At 71.2% G+C, this 18,584-nt stretch carries 16 protein-coding genes; 6 read left to right on the forward strand and 10 right to left on the reverse strand.

Annotation, left to right across the window (positions count from 1 at the left end):
• The first annotated feature begins 124 nt into the window (after positions 1-124).
• Positions 125-793, forward strand: coding sequence for a pyridoxamine 5'-phosphate oxidase (pdxH, locus tag ABT254_RS32675; protein ID WP_351478048.1), 669 nt, complete (start codon positions 125-127; stop codon positions 791-793).
• On the opposite strand, the gene ABT254_RS32680 is transcribed toward pdxH, so the two are convergent.
• The 8 genes from ABT254_RS32680 to ABT254_RS32715 form a co-directional block, all read right to left on the reverse strand.
• Entirely contained in the window at positions 783-1,406 is a 624-nt protein-coding gene (locus ABT254_RS32680) for a TetR/AcrR family transcriptional regulator (RefSeq protein ID WP_351478051.1), read from the reverse strand. The genes pdxH and ABT254_RS32680 overlap by 11 nt on opposite strands.
• Entirely contained in the window at positions 1,394-2,128 is a 735-nt protein-coding gene (locus tag ABT254_RS32685; RefSeq protein ID WP_351478054.1) for an enoyl-CoA hydratase family protein, read from the reverse strand. The genes ABT254_RS32680 and ABT254_RS32685 overlap by 13 nt, the downstream gene beginning before the upstream one ends.
• Positions 2,125-3,702, reverse strand: a complete 1,578-nt coding sequence (locus ABT254_RS32690; RefSeq protein ID WP_351478057.1) for a 4-coumarate--CoA ligase family protein — start codon at positions 3,700-3,702, stop codon at positions 2,125-2,127. Before ABT254_RS32690 ends, ABT254_RS32685 begins: the two co-directional genes overlap by 4 nt.
• 26 nt (positions 3,703-3,728) lie before the next feature.
• Positions 3,729-4,865 (reverse strand): acyl-CoA dehydrogenase family protein, encoded by a 1,137-nt coding sequence (locus ABT254_RS32695; protein ID WP_351478060.1) that lies wholly within the window; start codon positions 4,863-4,865, stop codon positions 3,729-3,731.
• Positions 4,866-4,948: 83 nt separating this feature from the next.
• Positions 4,949-6,799: an acetyl/propionyl/methylcrotonyl-CoA carboxylase subunit alpha gene (locus tag ABT254_RS32700; RefSeq protein ID WP_351478063.1), complete on the reverse strand. Its 1,851-nt coding sequence runs from the start codon at positions 6,797-6,799 to the stop codon at positions 4,949-4,951.
• 5 nt (positions 6,800-6,804) lie between these two features.
• A complete protein-coding gene (locus tag ABT254_RS32705) occupies positions 6,805-8,403 on the reverse strand; it encodes an acyl-CoA carboxylase subunit beta (protein WP_351478065.1) in 1,599 nt (532 codons plus the stop codon).
• Entirely contained in the window at positions 8,400-10,091 is a 1,692-nt protein-coding gene (locus ABT254_RS32710) for an acyclic terpene utilization AtuA family protein (protein ID WP_351478068.1), read from the reverse strand. The genes ABT254_RS32705 and ABT254_RS32710 overlap by 4 nt, the downstream gene beginning before the upstream one ends.
• The gene (locus ABT254_RS32715) at positions 10,088-10,885 is read right to left on the reverse strand and encodes a TIGR03084 family metal-binding protein (RefSeq protein ID WP_351478071.1); all 798 of its coding nucleotides are present in this window, start codon (positions 10,883-10,885) and stop codon (positions 10,088-10,090) included. The genes ABT254_RS32710 and ABT254_RS32715 overlap by 4 nt, the downstream gene beginning before the upstream one ends.
• Positions 10,886-10,989: 104 nt before the next feature.
• Here ABT254_RS32715 and ABT254_RS32720 point away from each other — a divergent pair, with 104 nt between their 5' ends.
• The 4 genes from ABT254_RS32720 to ABT254_RS32735 are packed head-to-tail and all read left to right on the forward strand — an operon-like array spanning position 10,990 to position 13,250.
• A complete protein-coding gene (locus ABT254_RS32720; protein ID WP_351478074.1) occupies positions 10,990-11,850 on the forward strand; it encodes a helix-turn-helix domain-containing protein in 861 nt (286 codons plus the stop codon).
• Positions 11,851-11,884: 34 nt separating this feature from the next.
• Positions 11,885-12,016, forward strand: a complete 132-nt coding sequence (locus ABT254_RS32725; RefSeq protein ID WP_351478076.1) for a DUF397 domain-containing protein — start codon at positions 11,885-11,887, stop codon at positions 12,014-12,016.
• A 47-nt stretch (positions 12,017-12,063) separates the two neighbouring features.
• A complete protein-coding gene (locus ABT254_RS32730; protein WP_351478079.1) occupies positions 12,064-12,462 on the forward strand; it encodes a DUF6234 family protein in 399 nt (132 codons plus the stop codon).
• Between the two features lie 44 nt (positions 12,463-12,506).
• Positions 12,507-13,250: a class I SAM-dependent DNA methyltransferase gene (locus tag ABT254_RS32735; RefSeq protein WP_351478082.1), complete on the forward strand. Its 744-nt coding sequence runs from the start codon at positions 12,507-12,509 to the stop codon at positions 13,248-13,250.
• 19 nt (positions 13,251-13,269) lie between these two features.
• Here ABT254_RS32735 and ABT254_RS32740 read toward each other — a convergent pair whose 3' ends face one another.
• Together ABT254_RS32740 and ABT254_RS32745 are read right to left on the reverse strand one after the other, a co-directional pair.
• A complete protein-coding gene (locus tag ABT254_RS32740) occupies positions 13,270-14,193 on the reverse strand; it encodes an EamA family transporter (protein ID WP_351478085.1) in 924 nt (307 codons plus the stop codon).
• A 172-nt stretch (positions 14,194-14,365) separates the two neighbouring features.
• Entirely contained in the window at positions 14,366-17,239 is a 2,874-nt protein-coding gene (locus ABT254_RS32745) for an FAD-binding and (Fe-S)-binding domain-containing protein (RefSeq protein ID WP_351478088.1), read from the reverse strand.
• A gap of 159 nt (positions 17,240-17,398) precedes the next feature.
• On the opposite strand from ABT254_RS32745, the gene serC reads away from it, so the two are divergent.
• Positions 17,399-18,517 (forward strand): phosphoserine transaminase, encoded by a 1,119-nt coding sequence (gene serC, locus ABT254_RS32750; protein WP_351478091.1) that lies wholly within the window; start codon positions 17,399-17,401, stop codon positions 18,515-18,517.
• Positions 18,518-18,584: the final 67 nt, after the last annotated feature.

The raw sequence follows: 18,584 nt of genomic DNA on the forward strand, positions 1-18,584 counted from the left end.
CACTTTTGGGGAGGCTTCGCGGCACTCAGTGCCACAGGCGCTCGTCGTATACGACGGGCGCTCCTGCCGAAATCATGACGGACACCATGCGGAACGGCACCTGCTCATACGGCAGGATGACCGGGTGACCGACCGAGACGCCGCCCCCTTCGATCCCGCCTCCATGCGCAAGCAGTACCGGGCCGAGGGCCTCGCCGAGTCCGATCTGGCCGCCACTCCGGTGGCGCAGTTCGCGCGCTGGTTCCAGCAGGCCGCGACGCAGGCCCATCTCTTCGAGCCGAACGCCATGGTCGTCTCCACGGCGAACGCCGAGGGCCACCCCACCTCCCGCACCGTGCTGCTGAAGCACTTCGACGAGCAGGGTTTCGTCTTCTACACCAACTACGACTCCCGCAAGGCCCGTGACCTCGCGGAGAACCCGTACGTCTCGCTCCTGTTCCCCTGGCATGCGATGGCCCGCCAGGTCATCGTCACGGGCATCGCGCGCCGCACCGGCCGCGACGAGACCGCCGCCTACTTCCGCACCCGTCCGCACGGTTCGCAGCTCGGCGCCTGGGCCAGCGCCCAGTCGAGCGTGATCTCCACCCGCGCCGACCTGGACGCCTCGTATGCCGAGCTGGCCGCCCGCTACCCGGAGGGCGAGCAGGTCCCGGTGCCCCCGAACTGGGGTGGTTTCCGGATCGCCCCGCAGGCGGTGGAGTTCTGGCAGGGCCGCGAGAACCGGCTGCACGACCGGTTGCGGTATGTGGCGGAGGCGGACGGGGGATGGCGGGTGGAGCGGCTCAGCCCCTGAGTTCCCGGTCCAGGATGGCCGCCCACTGGGCGACGACCCGCTCCCGGCGGCCGGTGTCGTCCGTGAGCAGATTGGCGAGGCCGAGGCCGCGGGCCATGTCCAGGAGGCCCTGGACGGTTTCGCGTACGCCGGGGCGGGATTCGTCGGCGGCGAGGAGGTCCACGGCGATGCGGTGGGTTTCGCGGCCGACGTGCGCCTCCAGTTCGGTGACGCGCGGACGAAGCTGTTCCTCGTTGGAGGCGGCGACCCACAAGTGCAGCGCCGCCCGGAAGAGCGGGCCGGTGTAGAGGTCGACGAGGGCCGACACGACCGCCCGCCGGTCTCCGGCCGCTCCCTGCGGGAACAGGGCGCGCAGCGCCGTCGAGCGTTCTTCGGCGACGTATTCGACGGCTGCCGTGAAGAGGTCCTCGCGGGTGGGGAAGTGGTGTTGGGCGGCGCCGCGGGAGACGCCGGCGCGTTCGGCGACGACGGAGACCGTGGAGCCTGCCCAGCCGTGTTCGGCGAGGCAGGCCACGGCGGCTTCCAGGAGGCGCTGCCGGGTGGCTCGGCTGCGGTCCTGCTTGGGTACGCGGTCGGCGCGGTCGACGCCGTTGTCGGTGGTCACAGCACCCATGTGGGATCCCGTCGTTCCAGGAAGGCCGTCATCCCCTCGCGGGCCTGCGGGGAGGCGAACAGCCGGGCCGAGAGCGCGGTGAGGTCGGCCGCGTCCCGGTCGAATGTTTCGAGCACCTTAGCTGTGAGCAGCGCTTTCGTCTCGGCCAGGCCCTGCGGGGCGGCTCGGCGCAGTCCGTCCAGGATGGGTTCGAGTACGGCGTCCACGTCGTCGCCGGTGGCGGTCAGAAGGCCGATGCGGGCCGCCTCGGTCGCGTCCAGGCGCTCGCCGGTGAGGTAGTAGCGGGCGAGGGCCCGGGGGTCGGTGCGGGGCAGCAAGGGCAGGGAGATGACCGCGGGGGCCACTCCGATGCGTACCTCGGTGAAGGCGAAGGTGGACTGGGGCGAGGCGGCGGCGATGTCGCAGGCGGCCAGCAGGCCGAGGCCGCCTGCGCGCACATGGCCGGTGACGCGGGCCACGACCGGTTTGCGCAGCTCGACGATCTGCCGGAGCAGCCCGACGAGTGCGTCCGGGGCCGGAGGGTCGCGGAGGTCGGCGCCCGCGCAGAACGTGTTGCCGGTGTGGGTGAGGACGACCGCGCGTACGTCGGTGTCCTTGGCGCAGTCCGTCAGTGCGTCGGTCAGTTCCCCGACGAGTGCCGCGGAGAGTGCGTTGCGGTTGGCCGGGGAGTCGAGGCTGAGGGTCTCGATGCCACGCGCGCGTGCACGTCCGATCAACGTCATGTGCGCTCCTGAAGTGCTCGGAGTTCGCGGCGGAGGATCTTGCCGGACGCGGCCCGCGGGATGCCGTCGATGAAGGTGACCCGGCGGACGCGTTTGTAGGGGGCGACGCGTTCGGCGACGTACATCATGACCTCTCCTTCGGAGAGGTCGGTGGCGGTGGGCCGGCGGACGACGTAGGCGTGCGGGACTTCGTTGTTGTCGTCGTTGTAGACGCCGATGACGGCCGCGTCGGTGATGCCCGGGTGGGTGAGCAGGAGGGCTTCGAGTTCGGCGGGGGCCACCTGGAAGCCCTTGTACTTGATGAGTTCCTTGACGCGGTCGACGACGAACAGCCAGCCGTCGGTGTCGACGTGGCCGACGTCTCCGGTGTGCAGCCAGCCGTCCGCGTCGATCATCGCGGCGGTGGCGTCGGGGCGGCCGAGGTAGCCCTTCATGATCTGGGGGCCGCGGATGAGGATCTCGCCGGACTCGCCGGCGCCGAGGTCCTTGTCGGGGTCGTCGAGGGAGACGATGCGCATCTCGGTGCCCGCGATGAGTTTGCCGACGGTGCCGGGGGGTGCCTCGTGCATGGCGTCGAGGGGGACCACATGGGTGCCGGGTGACAGTTCCGTCATGCCGTAGGCCTGGCCGACGGGTGGCAGGCCGAGCCGCTCGGAGCAGGCGGCGGCGAGCTGGGCGTCCAGGGGGGCGGCGGCGCTGATGACGTGCTTCAGGGACGAGAGGTCGTACTGGGCGACCAGGGGGTGTTTGGCGAGGGCCAGAACGATGGGCGGGGCCACGAACAGGCTGGTGATGCGGTGGTTCTGGATGGCCGCGAGGAAGGTTTCGAGTTCGAAGCGCGGGAGGACGACGACCGTGGCGCCCTGCCTGAGCGGTGCGTTCATGAGGGCCGTCAGGCCGTAGATGTGGAAGAAGGGCAGGACGGCGAGGATGCGTTCGCCGGGGCCGGACGGCATGACGGGTTCGAGCTGGGCGAGGTTGGTGGCGATCTGGCGGTGCGTGAGCATGACGCCCTTGGGGATGCCGGTGGTGCCCGAGGAGTACGGCAGTGCGGCGACGTCCTCCGCCGGGTCGATGGCGACCTCCGGCTCGGGCGCGGCGGACGCCAGCATGTCGATCAGCGACCGGTGTCCGGGGGCGCTGTCGCAGACGAAGATCTCCTCGACGCCGCCGGCGAGTTCGGCGGCCCTGCGTGCCGATTCCAGCAGGGGTGACACGGTGACGATCCAGCGGGCCGCCGAGTCCTTCAGCTGCTTGGCGAACTCCTCGGCGGTGGCCAGGGGGTGCACGGTGGTGACGGTGGCACCCGCGCGCGTGGCCGCGTAGAAGGCGGTCGGGAAGGCGACGGTGTTGGGGCTGTGCAGGGCGAGCACGTCGCCCTTGCGTACGCCGGCCTCGGCGAGCGCGGCCGCGATGCGCCGGTGGAAGCGGTCCAGTTGCTCGTACGTGAGGGTGGTGCCGTCGGTGCCGTCGATGAGGGCGGGCGTGTCACCGTACTCGGCGGCCCGGCCCAGCACTGCTTCGTGGATGGGGAGCTCTACGGGCGAAACGTCTGCGTACTCGCTGCGGAACACGGTTCCTCCAAGGCAGCCACGACGGTCTAGTACGACTTGGGAAGGCCCAGAGTCTGGTGGGAGACGTAGTTGAGAATCATCTCCCGGCTCACCGGAGCAATACGAGCCACGCGTGCGGCCGTTATCAACGAGGCGAGTCCGAATTCGCGGGTCAGGCCGTTTCCGCCGAGGGTGTGCACGGCCTGGTCGACGGCTCGGACACAGGCCTCGCCGGCCGCGTATTTCGCCATGTTGGCGGCCTCGCCTGCGCCGACGTCGTCTCCGGCGTCGTACAGGTGGGCCGCTTTCTGCATCATCAGGCGGGCGAGTTCGAGGTCGATGTGCGCCTGGGCGAGGGGGTGGGCGATGGCCTGGTGGGCGCCGATGGGGGTTTTCCAGACGGTGCGGTCGCGGGCGTAGGTGATCGCCTGCGCGAGGGCGTAGCGGCCCATGCCGATGGCGAAGGCGGCGGTCATGACGCGTTCGGGGTTGAGGCCGGCGAAGAGCTGGAGCAGGCCTGCGTCCTCGTCACCGACGAGGGCGTCGGCCGGGAGGCGTACGTCGTCCAGGGTCAGCTCGAACTGCTTCTCCGCGGCCTGGAGTTCCATGTCGATCTGGCGGCGGGTGAAGCCGGGAGCGTCCCGCGGGACGATGAACAGGCAGGGTTTCAGGTTGCCGGTTCGGGCGTCTTCTGTGCGGCCTACGACCAGGGTCGCGTCCGCTATGTCCACGCCGGAGATGAAGACCTTGCGGCCGGTGAGGAGCCAGTCTCCGGTGTCCGGGTCGCGGCGGGCCGTGGTGGTGATGCGGTGGCTGTTGGAGCCGGCGTCGGGTTCGGTGATGCCGAAGGCCATGGTTCGGGTGCCGTCGGCGAGGCCCGGGAGCCATGTGCGTTTCTGGTCCTCGGTGCCGAAGCGGGCGATCACTGTGCCGCAGATCGCCGGGGAGACGACCATCATGAGGAGGGGGCAGCCCGCGGCGCCGAGTTCTTCCAGGACGATGGAGAGTTCGGCTATGCCGCCGCCTCCGCCGCCGTATGCCTCCGGCAGGTTGACGCCCAGGTAGCCGAGCTTGGCCGCCTCTGACCAGAGTGCCTCGCGGTCGAAGTCGCGGCCGTGGCGTTTGCCGAGGGCGGCGACTGCTGAGCGGAGGGCTTTTTGTTCTTCGGATTCGATGTGGGCCATCTCGGCTCCTTCGGGGTGCGGGTTGTATGTGGCTGGTCGCGCTCACGCGGCGGTAGCCGCAAATCGATGCAGTCCCGCGCCCCCTACGTTTCCTCCACCACCGCCAGCAATTCGCCGACCGATACCTGTTGGCCAGGTACTACTTCCAAGGCGCTCAGCGTCCCTGTGACCGGTGCTGTGATCTTGTGTTGCATCTTCATCGCCTCCAGCCACAGGAGGGGCTCTCCGGCCTTTACAGGCGCTCCTACGGTCAAGCCCTCGGCGACCTTGACGACCGTTCCCGGCATGGGCGCGAGGAGGGAGCCCGGGGCGTGCTGCGTCGTCGGGTCGGGGAAGCGGGGCAGGGCGGTCAGGCGGGTGGTGTTCACGTACACGTCGTCGCCGTACCGTGCCACCTCGAACTTCCGCTGTACGCCGTCCACTTCGAGTACGACGAGACGCGCGTCCGCGTGTACGACCCGTACCCCGTCCGCCTCCAGGCCCGCCCGCGTGTGGCGGTAGTGGACCTCGTGTTCCTCGCCCGCCATGGCGTACCGCTTGGTCTGCGGCTGGGAGGGGAGGTTGCGGAAGCCGCCGAAGCGGGAGGGATGGGAGCGGGCGTCGGCGAGGGCGGCGGCCAGGGGGGCGTACGGGTCCGGGGTCGGGGTGGTCAGTTCGTGGAGGTGGTGGTCGTAGAAGGCCGTGTCCATGGCGGCCGAGGTGAACTGCGGGTGGCGCAGGGAGCGGACGAGGAGGTCGCGGTTGGTGGTGGGGCCGTGGATCGTGGTGCGCTCCAGGGCTCCGGCGAGTGCGCGGACGGCCTCCGCGCGGATGGGGGCGTGGGCGACGGCCTTGGCGAGCATGGGGTCGTAGTGGACGCCGATGGCGTCTCCGTCGCCGTAGCCGGTGTCCAGGCGGATGCCTTCGGGGGCGGTCAGGCGGTGCAGGGTGCCGGTCTGCGGGGTCCAGTCGTTCGCCGGGTCCTCGGCGTAGAGGCGGGCCTCGATCGCGTGGCCACGCGCGCGTGGAGGGTCGTTCTCCAGGCGGTGGCCTTCGGCGACACGGATCTGCAGGGCCACCAGGTCGATGCCGAAGACCGCCTCCGTGACGGGGTGCTCGACCTGGAGGCGGGTGTTCATCTCCAGGAAGTGCGCCCGGCCGTCGGCGACCAGGAACTCGACGGTGCCGGCGCCCTCGTAGGCGACGGCGCACGCGGCCTGTGTCGACAGCGCGTACAGGTCCTCGACGAGGCTGTCCGGGAGGCCGGGTGCCGGGGCCTCCTCGATGACCTTCTGGTGGCGGCGCTGGAGGGAGCAGTCGCGGGTGCCGAGGGTCCAGATCGTGCCGTGGCTGTCGGCGAGGACCTGGACCTCCACGTGGCGGCCGTGCTCCAGGTACGGCTCGACGAAGACCTCGCCGTCGCCGAAAGCGCTCGCGGCCTCGGCGCGTGCGCCCTCCAGGGCGGCGTCGAGGTCCTCCAGGCGGCGCACGATGCGCATCCCGCGCCCTCCGCCGCCCGCGGCCGCCTTCACCAGGACGGGCAGATCGGCCTCGGTGATCCGCCCTCGTTCCAGGGAGGCGATGCCCATGAGCTCCTTGGCGCGTGTCTTGGACGCCATCGCCTCGATCGCCTCGGGGGGCGGTCCGATCCAGGTCAGGCCGGCGTCGATGACGGCGCGTGCGAAGTCGGCGTTCTCGGAGAGGAAGCCGTAGCCGGGGTGGACGGCGTCCGCGCCGGAGGCGACGGCCGCCTTCACGATCAGGTCGCCGCGCAGGTACGTGTCCGCGGGCGCCGCGCCGGGCAGCCGTACCGCCGTGTCGGCCACGCGCGCGTGGAGGGCGTTTTCGTCGGCGTCGGAGTGCACCGCGACCGTTCGGATTCCCAACTCACGGCAGGTGCGGAAGATACGGCAGGCGATCTCGCCGCGGTTCGCCACCAGGACAGACGTAATCATGAGCCTCACATCCGGAAGACGCCGAAGCCGCCGCGCGCACCCTCGTACGGCGCGGTGTGGATGGCGGACAGGCACAGGCCCAGGACCGTGCGGGTGTCGCGGGGGTCGATGACGCCGTCGTCGTAGAGCCGCCCGGACAGGAACATCGGCAGCGACTCGGACTCGATCTGCTGCTCCACCATGGCGCGCAGGGCGGCGTCGCCGTCCTCGTCGTACGGCCGGCCCTTCGCGGCCGCCGACTGCCGGGCGACGATGGACAGGACTCCGGCGAGCTGCTGCGGGCCCATGACGGCCGACTTGGCGCTGGGCCAGGCGAACAGGAAGCGGGGGTCGTAGGCGCGGCCGCACATGCCGTAGTGACCGGCGCCGTAGGAGGCGCCCATCAGGACCGACAGATGGGGCACCTTCGAGTTGGAGACCGCGTTGATCATCATCGCGCCGTGCTTGATGATGCCGCCCTGCTCGTACTCCTTGCCGACCATGTAGCCGGTGGTGTTGTGCAGGAAGAGGAGCGGGATGTCGCGCTGGTTGGCCAGCTGGATGAACTGGGCGGCCTTCTGGGACTCCTCGCTGAAGAGGACCCCCTGGGCGTTCGCCAGCACCCCCACGGGATAGCCGTGGAGCGTGGCCCAGCCCGTCGTCAGACTCGCCCCGTACAGCGGTTTGAACTCGTCGAAGTCGGAGGCGTCGACGATCCGGGCGATGACCTCGCGCGGGTCGAAGGGGGTCTTGAGGTCCTCCGGGACGATGCCCAGGAGTTCCTCGGCTGGGTACTTGGGGGGTTCGGCCGGTCCCGGATCGCCGTAAGCCTTGCGGTGGTTGAGGCGGGCGACCACCCGCCGGGCCTGGCGAAGGGCGTCCGGCTCGTCTACGGCGAAGTAGTCGGCGAGACCCGACACGCGCGCGTGCATCTCGGCGCCGCCGAGGGACTCGTCGTCGCTCTCCTCGCCGGTCGCCATCTTGACCAGGGGCGGGCCGCCGAGGAAGACCTTCGCGCGTTCCTTGACCATGATCACGTGGTCGGACATGCCGGGGATGTACGCGCCTCCGGCGGTCGAGTTCCCGAAGACGACGGCGACGGTGGGGATGCCGGCCGCCGACAGCCTCGTCAGGTCCCGGAAGATGGCGCCCCCGGGGATGAAGATCTCCTTCTGGGAGGGCAGATCGGCGCCGCCCGACTCCACCAGGCTGATGCAGGGGAGGCGATTGGCGAGCGCGATGTCGTTCGCCCGCAGGGCCTTCTTCAGCGACCAGGGGTTGCTGGCGCCGCCGCGTACGGTCGGGTCATTGGCGGTGATCAGGCATTCGACCCCCTCCACCACGCCGATGCCGGTGACGAGCGAGGCGCCCACCGCGTACTCGCTGCCCCAGGCGGCGAGCGGGGACAGCTCCAGGAAGGGCGTGTCCGGGTCGAGGAGCAGTTCGATGCGTTCACGGGCGAGCAGCTTGCCGCGCCTGCGGTGCCGTTCGACGTACTTCTCGCCGCCGCCCGCGAGGGCCTTGGCGTGCTCGGCGTCGAGGTCGGCCAGCTTGGCGAGCATGGCCTCGCGGGCCGCCCGGTAGTCCGGGCCGCTGGTGTCCAGGGTGGTCGGCAGAACGGTCACAGGAGGGCCTCCGGGATGTCCAGGTGGCGGGAGCGCAGCCATTCGCCGAGGGCCTTGGCCTGCGGGTCGAAGCGGTGCTGGGCGGCGACGCCCGCGCCGAGGATGCCCTCGACGACGAAGTTGAGGGCGCGCAGGTTCGGCAGGACGTGCCGGGTGACGGGCAGCTCGCGGCTCTCCGGGAGCAGTTCGCGGAAACGGTCCGCCGTCAGCTCGTGGACCAGCCACCGCCACGCCTCGTCCGTCCGCACCCACACGCCCACGTTGGCGTTCCCGCCCTTGTCGCCGCTGCGGGCGCCGGCGACGAGGCCGAGCGGGGCGCGCCGGGTGGGCCCGCCAGGGAGGGGTTCGGGCAACTCCGGGCTCGGGAGGTTCGCGAGTACGAGCGTGTCGTGTGCCGGGGCTATGGGAACCCGGCGCCCGTCGTAGAGGACCGCCACATGGTCGACGGCTCCATGGGGGACGTACACATCCTCGAAGACCCCATAAGGCGCGCCCTTTCCGGGTGGCGCCAGCACATGGAAGCCGGGGTAGCTGGCCAGTGCCAGTTCCACGGCCGCTCCGCTCAGTGCCCGCCCGACGATCCGCTCGTCCGGGTCCCGCACGACGAGCCGGAGCAGCGCGCTCGCCGTCTCCTCGGTCGGGGCGTCGGGACGGTCGGTGCGGACGAGCTCCCAACTGACCTCGTGCGGCCGGGACTTGGCGTCCGCGAAGGCGGCCTCCATCTGTTCCCGTACGAGCGTGGCCTTGGCCTCGATGTCGAGGCCGGTGAGGACGAAGGCGACCTCGTTGCGGAAGCCGCCGAGGCGGTTGAGGCCGACCTTGAGGGTGGGCGGCGGGGCCTCGCCGCGCACGCCTTCGACGCGGACGCGGTCGGGGCCGCTCTGGGTGAGGCGGACGGTGTCCAGGCGGGCCGTCACGTCCGGTCCCGCGTAGCGGGCGCCGGCCGTCTCGTACAGCAGCTGCGCGGTGACCGTGCCGACGTCGACGAAACCGCCCGTGCCGGGGTGTTTGGTGATGACGCAGCTGCCGTCCTCGTGGATCTCGGCGAGGGGGAAGCCGGGGCGCCGGAGGTCGCCCGCGCGTTCGCTGAAGAAGGCGTAGTTCCCGCCGGTGGCCTGCGCCCCGCACTCCAGCACATGCCCGGCGACGACGGCTCCCGCGAGCCGGTCGTAGTCGCCCGTTCCCCATCCGAAGTGCGCGGCGGCGGGCCCGGTGACCAGCGCCGCGTCCGTCACGCGCCCCGTGACGACCACGTCCGCGCCCTCCCGGAGGCAGGCCGCGATGCCGAAGCCGCCGAGATAGGCGTGGGCGGCGAGACTGTCCGGGTAGCCGGCCTTGAGGTCATCACCTTCGACATGTGCGACACGGACGGGAATGCCGAGCCGGTCCGCCAACCGCCGTACGGCGTCGGCGAGTCCGGCGGGGTTGAGGCCACCGGCGTTCGTGACGATCTTGACGGAGCGTTCGTGGGCGAGGCCGAGGCACTCCTCCAGTTGGCGCAGGAAGGTGCGGGCGTATCCGGCGGCGGGGTCCTTCAGGCGGTCGCGTCCCAGGATCAGCATGGTCAGCTCGGCGAGATAGTCACCGGTCAGCACGTCCAGCTCACCGCCGGTGAGCATCTCCCGCATGGCGTCGAAGCGGTCGCCGTAGAAGCCGGAGGCGTTGCCGATGCGCAGGGTCGCCGTCATGCGGTGCCGCCGCCCTTCGGCGGGCGTCCGTCACCCGGCGGGCCCGCGAAGGCCTGGGCGATGTCGAGCCAGCGGTCGGCCTCGGAGCCCTCCGTGCGCAGGGCGAGGTCGGTGCGGTGGGCGCGCTGGGTGACCAGGCGGCAGAAGTCGAGGGCGGGGCCGGTCACGCGGTCCGTGGCGTCCTCGGGGCCGTAGACCCACAACTCGCCGCTCGGGGCGGTCAGTTCGACACGGAACTCCTCGAACGGCGGAGTCAGCCCGTGCACGCCGAAGGCGAAGTCGCGGGTGCGGACGCCGAGGCGGACGATGTGCCGGAGCCGGTCGGTGGGGGTGCGGGCCACACCCAGCGCGTCCGCCACGTCCCCGCCGTGCGCCCAGGTCTCCATGAGGCGGGCGGTGGCCATGGAGGCGACGGACATCGGAGGGCCGTACCAGGGGAAACGCGCCCCCGTCGGCGCCGCACGGAGGGCGTCCGCCAGGGCCTTGCGCCCGGCCCGCCAGTCCGCGAGCAACTGCTCGGGCGGCTTCCGGGCGCCCTCCTCCGCGCCGTTGTCCACGAAGTCCCCGGGCTGGGCCAGCGCCTTCTCGACCTCGCGGGCGAAGGCGTCCTGGTCGGTCACGGCCAGCACGGAGGAGTGGTCGGTCCAGGCGAGATGCGCGATCTGATGGGCGACGGTCCAGCCGGGCGCCGGGGTCGCGAGCGCCCACTGCTCCGGGCTCAACTCGGCCACGAGCAGGTCGAGTTCCTCGCTCTCCGCGCAGAGATCGTCGATCACGGGCGTCGGGTCAGCCATGGGGCGAGCATGGCAGGAGGCCCAGAAACAAGCAAGCGTGCTTGCATTAATTTGTTTTCCACAGGCTGGAGACCTGTCCGCAACCGAATGGCTACCCTCGGTGAATGGAGGTGATCGCCGTGCATATCCGCGAACTTGATCCCAGTGCGTCTCCGCTGGACTACTACGGCTTCGAGCTACGGCGTGCTCGGGAGGCAGCGGGGCTGACTCAAGCGGCCCTCGGTTCGATCGTGTTCTGTACGGGGTCGCTGGTCGGCCAGGTCGAGACGACGCTGAGGGTGCCGACGCGGGAGTTCTCCGAGCGGGTGGATGCGGCGCTGGGGACGGACGGGACGTTTTCGCGGTTGGTGGGGCTGGTTCTGCGCAACCAGTTGCCGAGTTGGTTTCAGCCGTATGCGGAGATGGAGGCGCGGGCGGCGTACATCTCCGCGTTCCAGGCCCAGGTGGTCTACGGGCTGCTGCAGACCCCCGCGTACGCGCGAGCGCTCCTCGGGGTCCGCGAGGACGGCGACCTCGACGCCAAGGTGGCGGCGAGGCTGGATCGGCAGCGCATCCTGGACCGGGACGAACCGCCGGTGATGTGGGTGGTGTTGAGCGAGGCGGTGCTGCATCAGGAAGTCGGTGGCCGGGAGGTCATGCGGGAGCAACTGGCGCATCTGCTGACCATGCAGGAGCGAAAGTGGCTGGACATCCAGGTGCTGCCGTTCGGAGCGGGCGCGCACACCGGGTTGATGGGCTCGTTCAACCTCCTGCGCTTCGCGAACGACCCGGACATCGTGTACACGGAGGACTTCATCCAGGGGCACATGACGGCCAACACGGACGCTTTCAAGGAAGGTTCAGCCCGTTACGATCATCTTCAGGCCGCGGCCCTCTCGGTCGAGGACTCGGCAGCGCTGATCGCCGGTGTACGGGAGGAACGGTATGCAAAACCATCAGGACCTGACCGGAGCGCGGTGGCGTAAGTCGTCATACAGCGGCGACACGGGAGGTGACTGCGTGGAAATAGCACCCCTGGCCGCATGCATAGCCGTCCGCGACTCCAAGAACCCCCCGGCAGGGATCCTCACCCTCAGCCCCGCCGCCTTCTCCGCCTTCGTCCGAGGTGCCGTCGAGAACGCTCGCGGCTGAGTACGGGTGCTCATGCGTGTCGCCGCCCGGCGCGGCACGCTGCACGCATGACCGACACCCTCGTACGCCCGGCCCGCCGCCTGCCCTGGTCGCGCAGAACGCGGCTGGGCGTGGACCTCGCCCTCGCGATCCCGCTGTTCCTGCTGGAGGCGGGGTGGCTCGTGCTGGACTGGATATACGGCTACGGGCTGGAGGTATGGGCGGCGCAGGGGGACCAGGCGCGGATCAACGCTGCTGCCCTCGCGCACATGGAGCGGTTACGGGAACTGCAGATCGCCGTACTCGTCCTGGCGGTCGTCGCGGGAGTCTTCCGTGCTCGCTGGACCGTGGTCGCACACCTGCTGGTGGCCCTCCTGGCCGGCGGAGCGCTGACGGCCGCGCAGCGCGAGTGGAACCACGACCACTCCCCGCCACCCGGTTGCGTCCGCTACGGCGCGAACTGCTGAAAATTGGGGCGCGCCGCCCGCAGCCCGGGCAGTACGGTCCTCCGGTGATCGATGAGGACGGTTACTTCGGGGAATCCGTGGCGGCGGGGTACGACGAGTCGACGGCGGAGATGTTCGCGGCGGACCGGCTGGATCCGGTGGTCGACCTGCTGGCGGAGCTTGCCGGGAGCGGGCGGGCGCTGGAACTCGGCATCGGGACGGGACGAGTGGCGCTGCCGCTCGCGCGAAGAGGCGTCGAGGTGCACGGCATCGACATGTCCCGGGCGATGGTCCAGCGGATGCGGGCCAAGCCCGGGGGTGACGCGATCGGCGTGACGATCGGAGACTTCGCGACGGCCAAGGCGGAGGGCCGGTTCTCGCTGGCGTACCTGGTCTTCAACACGATCAACAACCTGACCTCGCAGGACGACCAGGTCGACTGCTTCCGCAACGTCGCCGAGCATCTGGAGCCCGACGGCCGCTTCGTCGTCGAGGTGGGCGTCCCCGATCTGCGCCGGCTGCCGCCTGGGCAGAACGCCGTACCGTTCCGGGTGGAAGACGGACGGCTCGGGTTCGATCTCTACGACGTCGCCACCCAGTCGATGAGCTCGCATCATGTGCGGATCGACGGCGAGGGCCACGGTTCGTATCTCGCCGTCCCGTTCCGCTACGTCTGGCCTTCGGAACTGGACCTCATGGCCCGGCTGGCCGGGATGCGGCCGTGCGAGCGGTGGGACGGCTGGACCCGCGAACCGTTCACCAGCGACAGCCGACAGCACGTGTCGGTCTGGGAGAAGCCCGGCGGCTGACCGCGTCCGGCACCGGCCGTCAGGCCTCCGGCACCGGCGCCTTCCCCCGCCCCACCTGCGTCCGCACCGCCCCCATGCTCGCCCCGATGACCAGGGCGATCGCGGCGGCCTGCCAGGCGGAGAGGGACTGGCCGAGGATGAGGAAGCCGGCGGTCGCGGCGAGGGCCGGTTCCAGGCTCATCATGATCGCGAAGGTGGACGCCGGGAGGCGGCGCAGGGCCAGGAGTTCCAGGGTGTACGGGAGCACCGAGGACATGATGGCCACGGCCGAGCCCAGCGCGATCGTCGTCGGGTCGGTGAGCTTCGCGCCGGATTCGGCGATCCCCAGCGGGAGCATGAGCAGCGCCCCGACCGCCATGGCCAGCGCCAGCCCGTCCGCCTGCGGGAACCGTCGGCCCGTACGCGCACTGAAGACGATGTACGCCGCCCACATGGCGCCCGCGCCCAGCGCGAAGGTGACGCCGAGCGGGTCGAGGCCGTCGAAGCCTCCGCCGCCGAGCAGGAAGACGCCGGTGAGGGCGAGTCCGGCCCAGACGACGTTGAGCGCGCGGCGGGAGGTCAGGACCGACAGGGCGAGCGGACCGAGGACCTCCAGGGTCACCGCCGGGCCGAGCGGGATGCGGTCGACCGCCTGGTAGAAGAGGCCGTTCATCGTGCCCAGGGTGATACCGAAGACGATCACTGTGCCCCAGTCGGTGCGCGAGTGGCCGCGCAGCTTGGGGCGGCAGACCAGCAGCAGGACGACGGCCGCGGCGAGGAGGCGGAGGGTGACCACGCCGAGCGCGCCCGCCCGTGGCATCAGGTTCACCGCCAGGGCGGCGCCGAACTGCACCGAGACACCCCCGGACAGGACCAGGCCGACCGGGCCGAGGGAGCCACGTCGGTGCGGGGCCGTCGGGGTGTGCACCGCTGACGGAGAGGTGGTGGTGCTGGGGCTGGTCACGGGCGGTCCAGGTGCTCGGCTCGGGGTTCACGGTTTGTTCATCGCGATGCACTGCCAGGTCCAGGGTAGTGCACTTGGTCAGGCGTGTGAACCCGTTTTACAGCTGTCCTGCATGCTGGACACGGCGGCCTCAGATGCCGGACCAGGGCTCCTCGTCGTGGAAGACGGGGCCTTATGAAGCTGAGAGCGAGCGCCCCTTCCCCAGTCCGTCCGCCAGCACCTCGGCCAGATGCCTTCCGCGCACCCCGGCGAGCTGCTCCAACTGCGTCCGGCAGGAGAACCCGTCCGCCAGCACGACCGTCTCCTCAGCCGCATCCCGCACCGCCGGCAGCAGCTGTTCCTCCGCGCAGGCCGCCGACACCTCGTAATGGCCCTTCTCGAAGCCGAAGTTGCCCGCAAGGCCGCAGCAGCCGCCCGCCAACTCCCCGGTGAGCCCCGCGGCTTCGCGCAGCCGGCGATCCGCGCCGTCGCCGAGGACCGCGTGCTGGTGGCAGTGGGTCTGGCCGGTGACCGGGCGGTCGAGGGCGGGCGGCACCCAGTCGGGGGCGTAGCGCTCCAGCGCCTCCGCGAAGGTCAAGACCGAGGCGGCGAGGCGGGCGGCGCGCGGGTCGTCGTGCAGCAGCTCCGGCAGGTCCGTGCGCAGGGCCGCGGCGCAGCTGGGTTCCAGGACGACGAAGGGCGGGAAGGTCTCGGCCGCGCCCGGGGGGACCAGGACGTCGAGCTGGTCGAGGGTCCGGCGCAACACCTCCCGGGCGCGGTCGAGTTGGCCGGTCGAGAGGTACGTCAGCCCGCAGCAGACGGGGCGGTGCCGGGGCAGCCTGGGCAGCGGGGCCGGCGTCAGCCCCGCCGCCTCCAGGACCCGCACGGCCGCCTTCCCCACCTCCGGCGAGAGGTGCTCCGTGAAGGTGTCCGGCCACAGCAGGACAGGCCTGCCGAAGGACTCCTCGTACTCCAGTCCCAGCTCACGGATCATCCGCCGCTCCCGCGCCCTGGCCCGGCGCCCGAACCACCGGGTGAACGTCTCGGTCGCCACCCGCGGAATCCGCCGCTCGGGCGCGATCCCGCCCAGCCGCTTGGCGAGCGCCGCGGGCGGGCCGACGGAGGCGAGGAGGTTGACGAGCCGGGCGGTGCGCGTGCGGGCCACCAGCCGCAGCCACACCGGCAGCCGTCCCATGCTGTAGTGCGCGGCCGGGCGGCGCCGCCCCGCGTAGTGGTGGTGCAGGAACTCCGCCTTGTAGGTGGCCATGTCGACCTCGACCGGGCAGTCGGAGCGGCACCCCTTGCAGGACAGGCACAGGTCGAGCGCGTCCCGCACCTCGGCCGACCGCCAGCCGTCGGTGACGACCTCGCCGGCCAGCATCTCGTGCAGCAGCCGGGCACGCCCGCGCGTGGAGTGCTCCTCCTCGCCGGTCGCCCGGAAGGACGGGCACATGACGGACGTCCCGGGCGCGGAGGTCGTACGGCACTTGGCGACGCCCACGCAGCGCCGTACGGCCGCGGAGAAGTCGCCGCCGTCGGCCGGGTAGCCGAAGGCCACGTCGACGGGCTCGCGCGGCAGCACGGAGAAGCGGAGGTTCGCGTCGAGCGGGGCCGGACGGACCAGCATGCCGGGGTTGAGGAGGTCGTCGGGGTCCCAGACGCCCTTCACCCGCCCGAAGAGGGCGACCATGTCCTCGCCGTACATCCTCGGAAGCAGTTCCGCCCGCGCCTGCCCGTCCCCGTGCTCCCCGGACAGCGATCCGCCGTGCGCCACGACCACGTCCGCGAGCTCCTGCGAGAACCGCCGGAACCGCCCGACGCCCGCCTCGCTCAGCAGGTCGAAGTCGATACGGACGTGGATGCAGCCGTCCCCGAAGTGCCCGTACGGGGTGCCGCGCAGCCCATGGGAGGTCAGCAGCCGCCTGAAGTCCCGCAGATAGGCGCCGAGCCGCGCGGGCGGCACCGCGCAGTCCTCCCAGCCCGGCCAGGCCTCGCTCCCGTCCGGCATCCGGGTCGCCGTACCACTGGCGTCCTCCCGGATCCGCCACAGCGCCCGCTGACCGCCCGGATCGGTGACGACGAGCGAGTCGACGACATCGGCGGCCCGGACGATCGCCTCGGCACGCGCGCGTGCCTCCGCCTCCGTCTCCCCGCCGGTCTCCACGAACAGCCAGGCCCCGCCCCGCGGCAGCCCCGCCGTGGCCGGCACCAGATCGGCCGCCATCCCCTCCACCGTCAGCGGACCGTACGGCAGCAGCCCGGCCGCGGCCTCCGCCGCCGCACTCTCGTCGGCGTACGCCAGCACGGCCAGCGCACGCGCGCGTGGCGCCTCGACGAGCCGTACGACGGCCTCCGTCAACACCCCCAGCGTGCCCTCGCTCCCGCAGAAGGAACGGGCGACATCGGCCCCCTTCTCCGGCAGCAGCGCGTCCACCGCGTACCCGGAGATACGGCGGGGCAGCTCCGGAAACCCGGTCCGCAGCCGCGCCAACTCCCCCTCCACCAGTCCCCGCAGCCCGTCCGGCGCCCCGCCCCACCCCTGCCCGAGCCGCAGCCGCTCCCCGCGCCCGGTGACCACGTCCAGCTCCCGCACGCTGTCCGCGGTGGTCCCCCACGCCACCGAGTGCGAGCCGCACGAGTTGTTGCCGATCATCCCGCCGAGCGTGCAGCGGCTGTGCGTGGAGGGATCGGGGCCGAACCGGAGTCCGTGCGGCGCGGCGGCCTCCTGCAACCGGTCCAGAACGAGCCCCGGCTGGACGACGGCCGTACGGGCCTCGGCGTCCAGTGACACGATCCGGTTCATGTGCCGGGTGAAGTCCAGCACGACACCGGTCCCGGTGGCCTGCCCGGCGATGGAGGTGCCACCCCCGCGCGGCACGACGGGCACCCCGTGCGCCCGGCAGACCTCCAGCACGGCGGCCACGTCGTCGGCGTCTGACGGGGCCACCACCCCCAGCGGGACACGCCGATAGTTGGACGCGTCCATCGTGACCAGCGCCCGGGCGGCAACGTCAAACCGCACCTCACCCCGGACAACCTCGCGCAAACGTGCCTCGAGATCCACCATGGGGCCAGCCTCTCAGCCCGTCCGGCGTTTGAGGACGAGGCCGTTCAGGCCGAAGGGGCGTCTGGGGGCGCAGCCCCCGGTTCCGACGCGCACGACACCGCCGTCTCACCCGACGGACGAGGTTTCACCCACGTTTCGCGAAAGAGCTAACCTCACCCCGTGGCTGAGATCCAGATTCCCGCTGACATCAAGCCCGCCGACGGACGTTTCGGCGCGGGCCCCTCCAAGGTGCGGACGGAAGCGCTGGACGCGCTGGCCGCGACCGGTACCTCCCTCCTCGGCACCTCCCACCGCCAGGCCCCGGTCAAGAACCTGGTCGGCAAGGTGCGCGAGGGCATCAGTGAGCTGTTCTCCCTGCCCGAGGGCTACGAGGTGATCCTCGGAAACGGCGGCTCCACCGCGTTCTGGGACATCGCGACCCACGGCCTGATCGAGAACAAGTCGCAGCACCTCAATTTCGGCGAGTTCTCCTCGAAGTTCGCCAAGGCGGCCAAGCTGGCCCCCTGGCTGGCCGAGCCGACGGTCATCGCGAGCGACCCGGGCACGCACCCGGACCCGCAGGCCGAGGCGGGCGTCGACGTCTACGCCTTCACCCACAACGAGACCTCCACCGGTGTCGCCATGCCGATCAAGCGCGTGGCCGGCGCCGACGAGGGCGCGCTGGTCCTGGTCGACGCCACCTCCGGCGCAGGCGGCCTCCCGGTGGACGTCTCCGAGACGGACGTCTACTACTTCGCCCCGCAGAAGTCCTTCGCCTCCGACGGCGGCCTGTGGATCGGCGTCTTCTCCCCGGCCGCGATCGAGCGCGCCGAGCGCGTCCACGCGTCCGGCCGCCACGTCCCGGAGTTCTTCAGCCTCCCCACGGCGATCGACAACTCCCGCAAGAACCAGACGTACAACACCCCGGCCCTCGCCACCCTCTTCCTGCTGAACCAGCAGCTGGAGTGGCTCAACGGCCAGGGCGGTCTGGACTGGGCGGTCCGCCGCACGGCGACCTCCGCCCGCACGCTCTACGGCTGGGCCGAGGACATCAAGTACGCCAACCCGTTCGTCACCGACCCGGCCAAGCGCTCCCAGGTCATCGGCACGATCGACTTCACCGACGAGGTGGACGCGGCCGCCGTCGCCAAGGTCCTGCGCGCCAACGGCATCGTCGACACCGAGCCCTACCGCAAGCTGGGCCGCAACCAGCTGCGCGTCGCGATGTTCCCGGCGATCGACCCGGCGGACGTCGAGGCGCTGACGAAGTGCATCGACTACGTGATCGAGAAGCTGTAACTCCCGCGTCAAACCCCGTAGTTCCGCAGCTTGTTGCAGGGCCCTGTCGGTGACGGGGCCCTGTTCC

Origin of the sequence: Streptomyces sp. NPDC001137, from assembly GCF_040298885.1 — a bacterium.
Lineage (GTDB): Bacteria > Actinomycetota > Actinomycetes > Streptomycetales > Streptomycetaceae > Streptomyces.

Bases quoted from the DNA above. Each gene is read 5' to 3' on its own strand.
- ABT254_RS32720 (WP_351478074.1), top strand. From the start codon at position 10,990: ATGGAGGTGATCGCCGTGCATATCCGCGAACTTGATCCCAGTGCGTCT.
- ABT254_RS32745 (WP_351478088.1), bottom strand. From the start codon at position 17,239: ATGGTGGATCTCGAGGCACGTTTGCGCGAGGTTGTCCGGGGTGAGGTG.
- ABT254_RS32710 (WP_351478068.1), bottom strand. From the start codon at position 10,091: ATGACGGCGACCCTGCGCATCGGCAACGCCTCCGGCTTCTACGGCGAC.
- ABT254_RS32700 (WP_351478063.1), bottom strand. From the start codon at position 6,799: ATGATTACGTCTGTCCTGGTGGCGAACCGCGGCGAGATCGCCTGCCGT.
- ABT254_RS32685 (WP_351478054.1), bottom strand. From the start codon at position 2,128: ATGACGTTGATCGGACGTGCACGCGCGCGTGGCATCGAGACCCTCAGC.
- ABT254_RS32715 (WP_351478071.1), bottom strand. From the start codon at position 10,885: ATGGCTGACCCGACGCCCGTGATCGACGATCTCTGCGCGGAGAGCGAG.
- ABT254_RS32730 (WP_351478079.1), top strand. From the start codon at position 12,064: ATGACCGACACCCTCGTACGCCCGGCCCGCCGCCTGCCCTGGTCGCGC.
- ABT254_RS32680 (WP_351478051.1), bottom strand. From the start codon at position 1,406: ATGGGTGCTGTGACCACCGACAACGGCGTCGACCGCGCCGACCGCGTA.
- ABT254_RS32695 (WP_351478060.1), bottom strand. From the start codon at position 4,865: ATGGCCCACATCGAATCCGAAGAACAAAAAGCCCTCCGCTCAGCAGTC.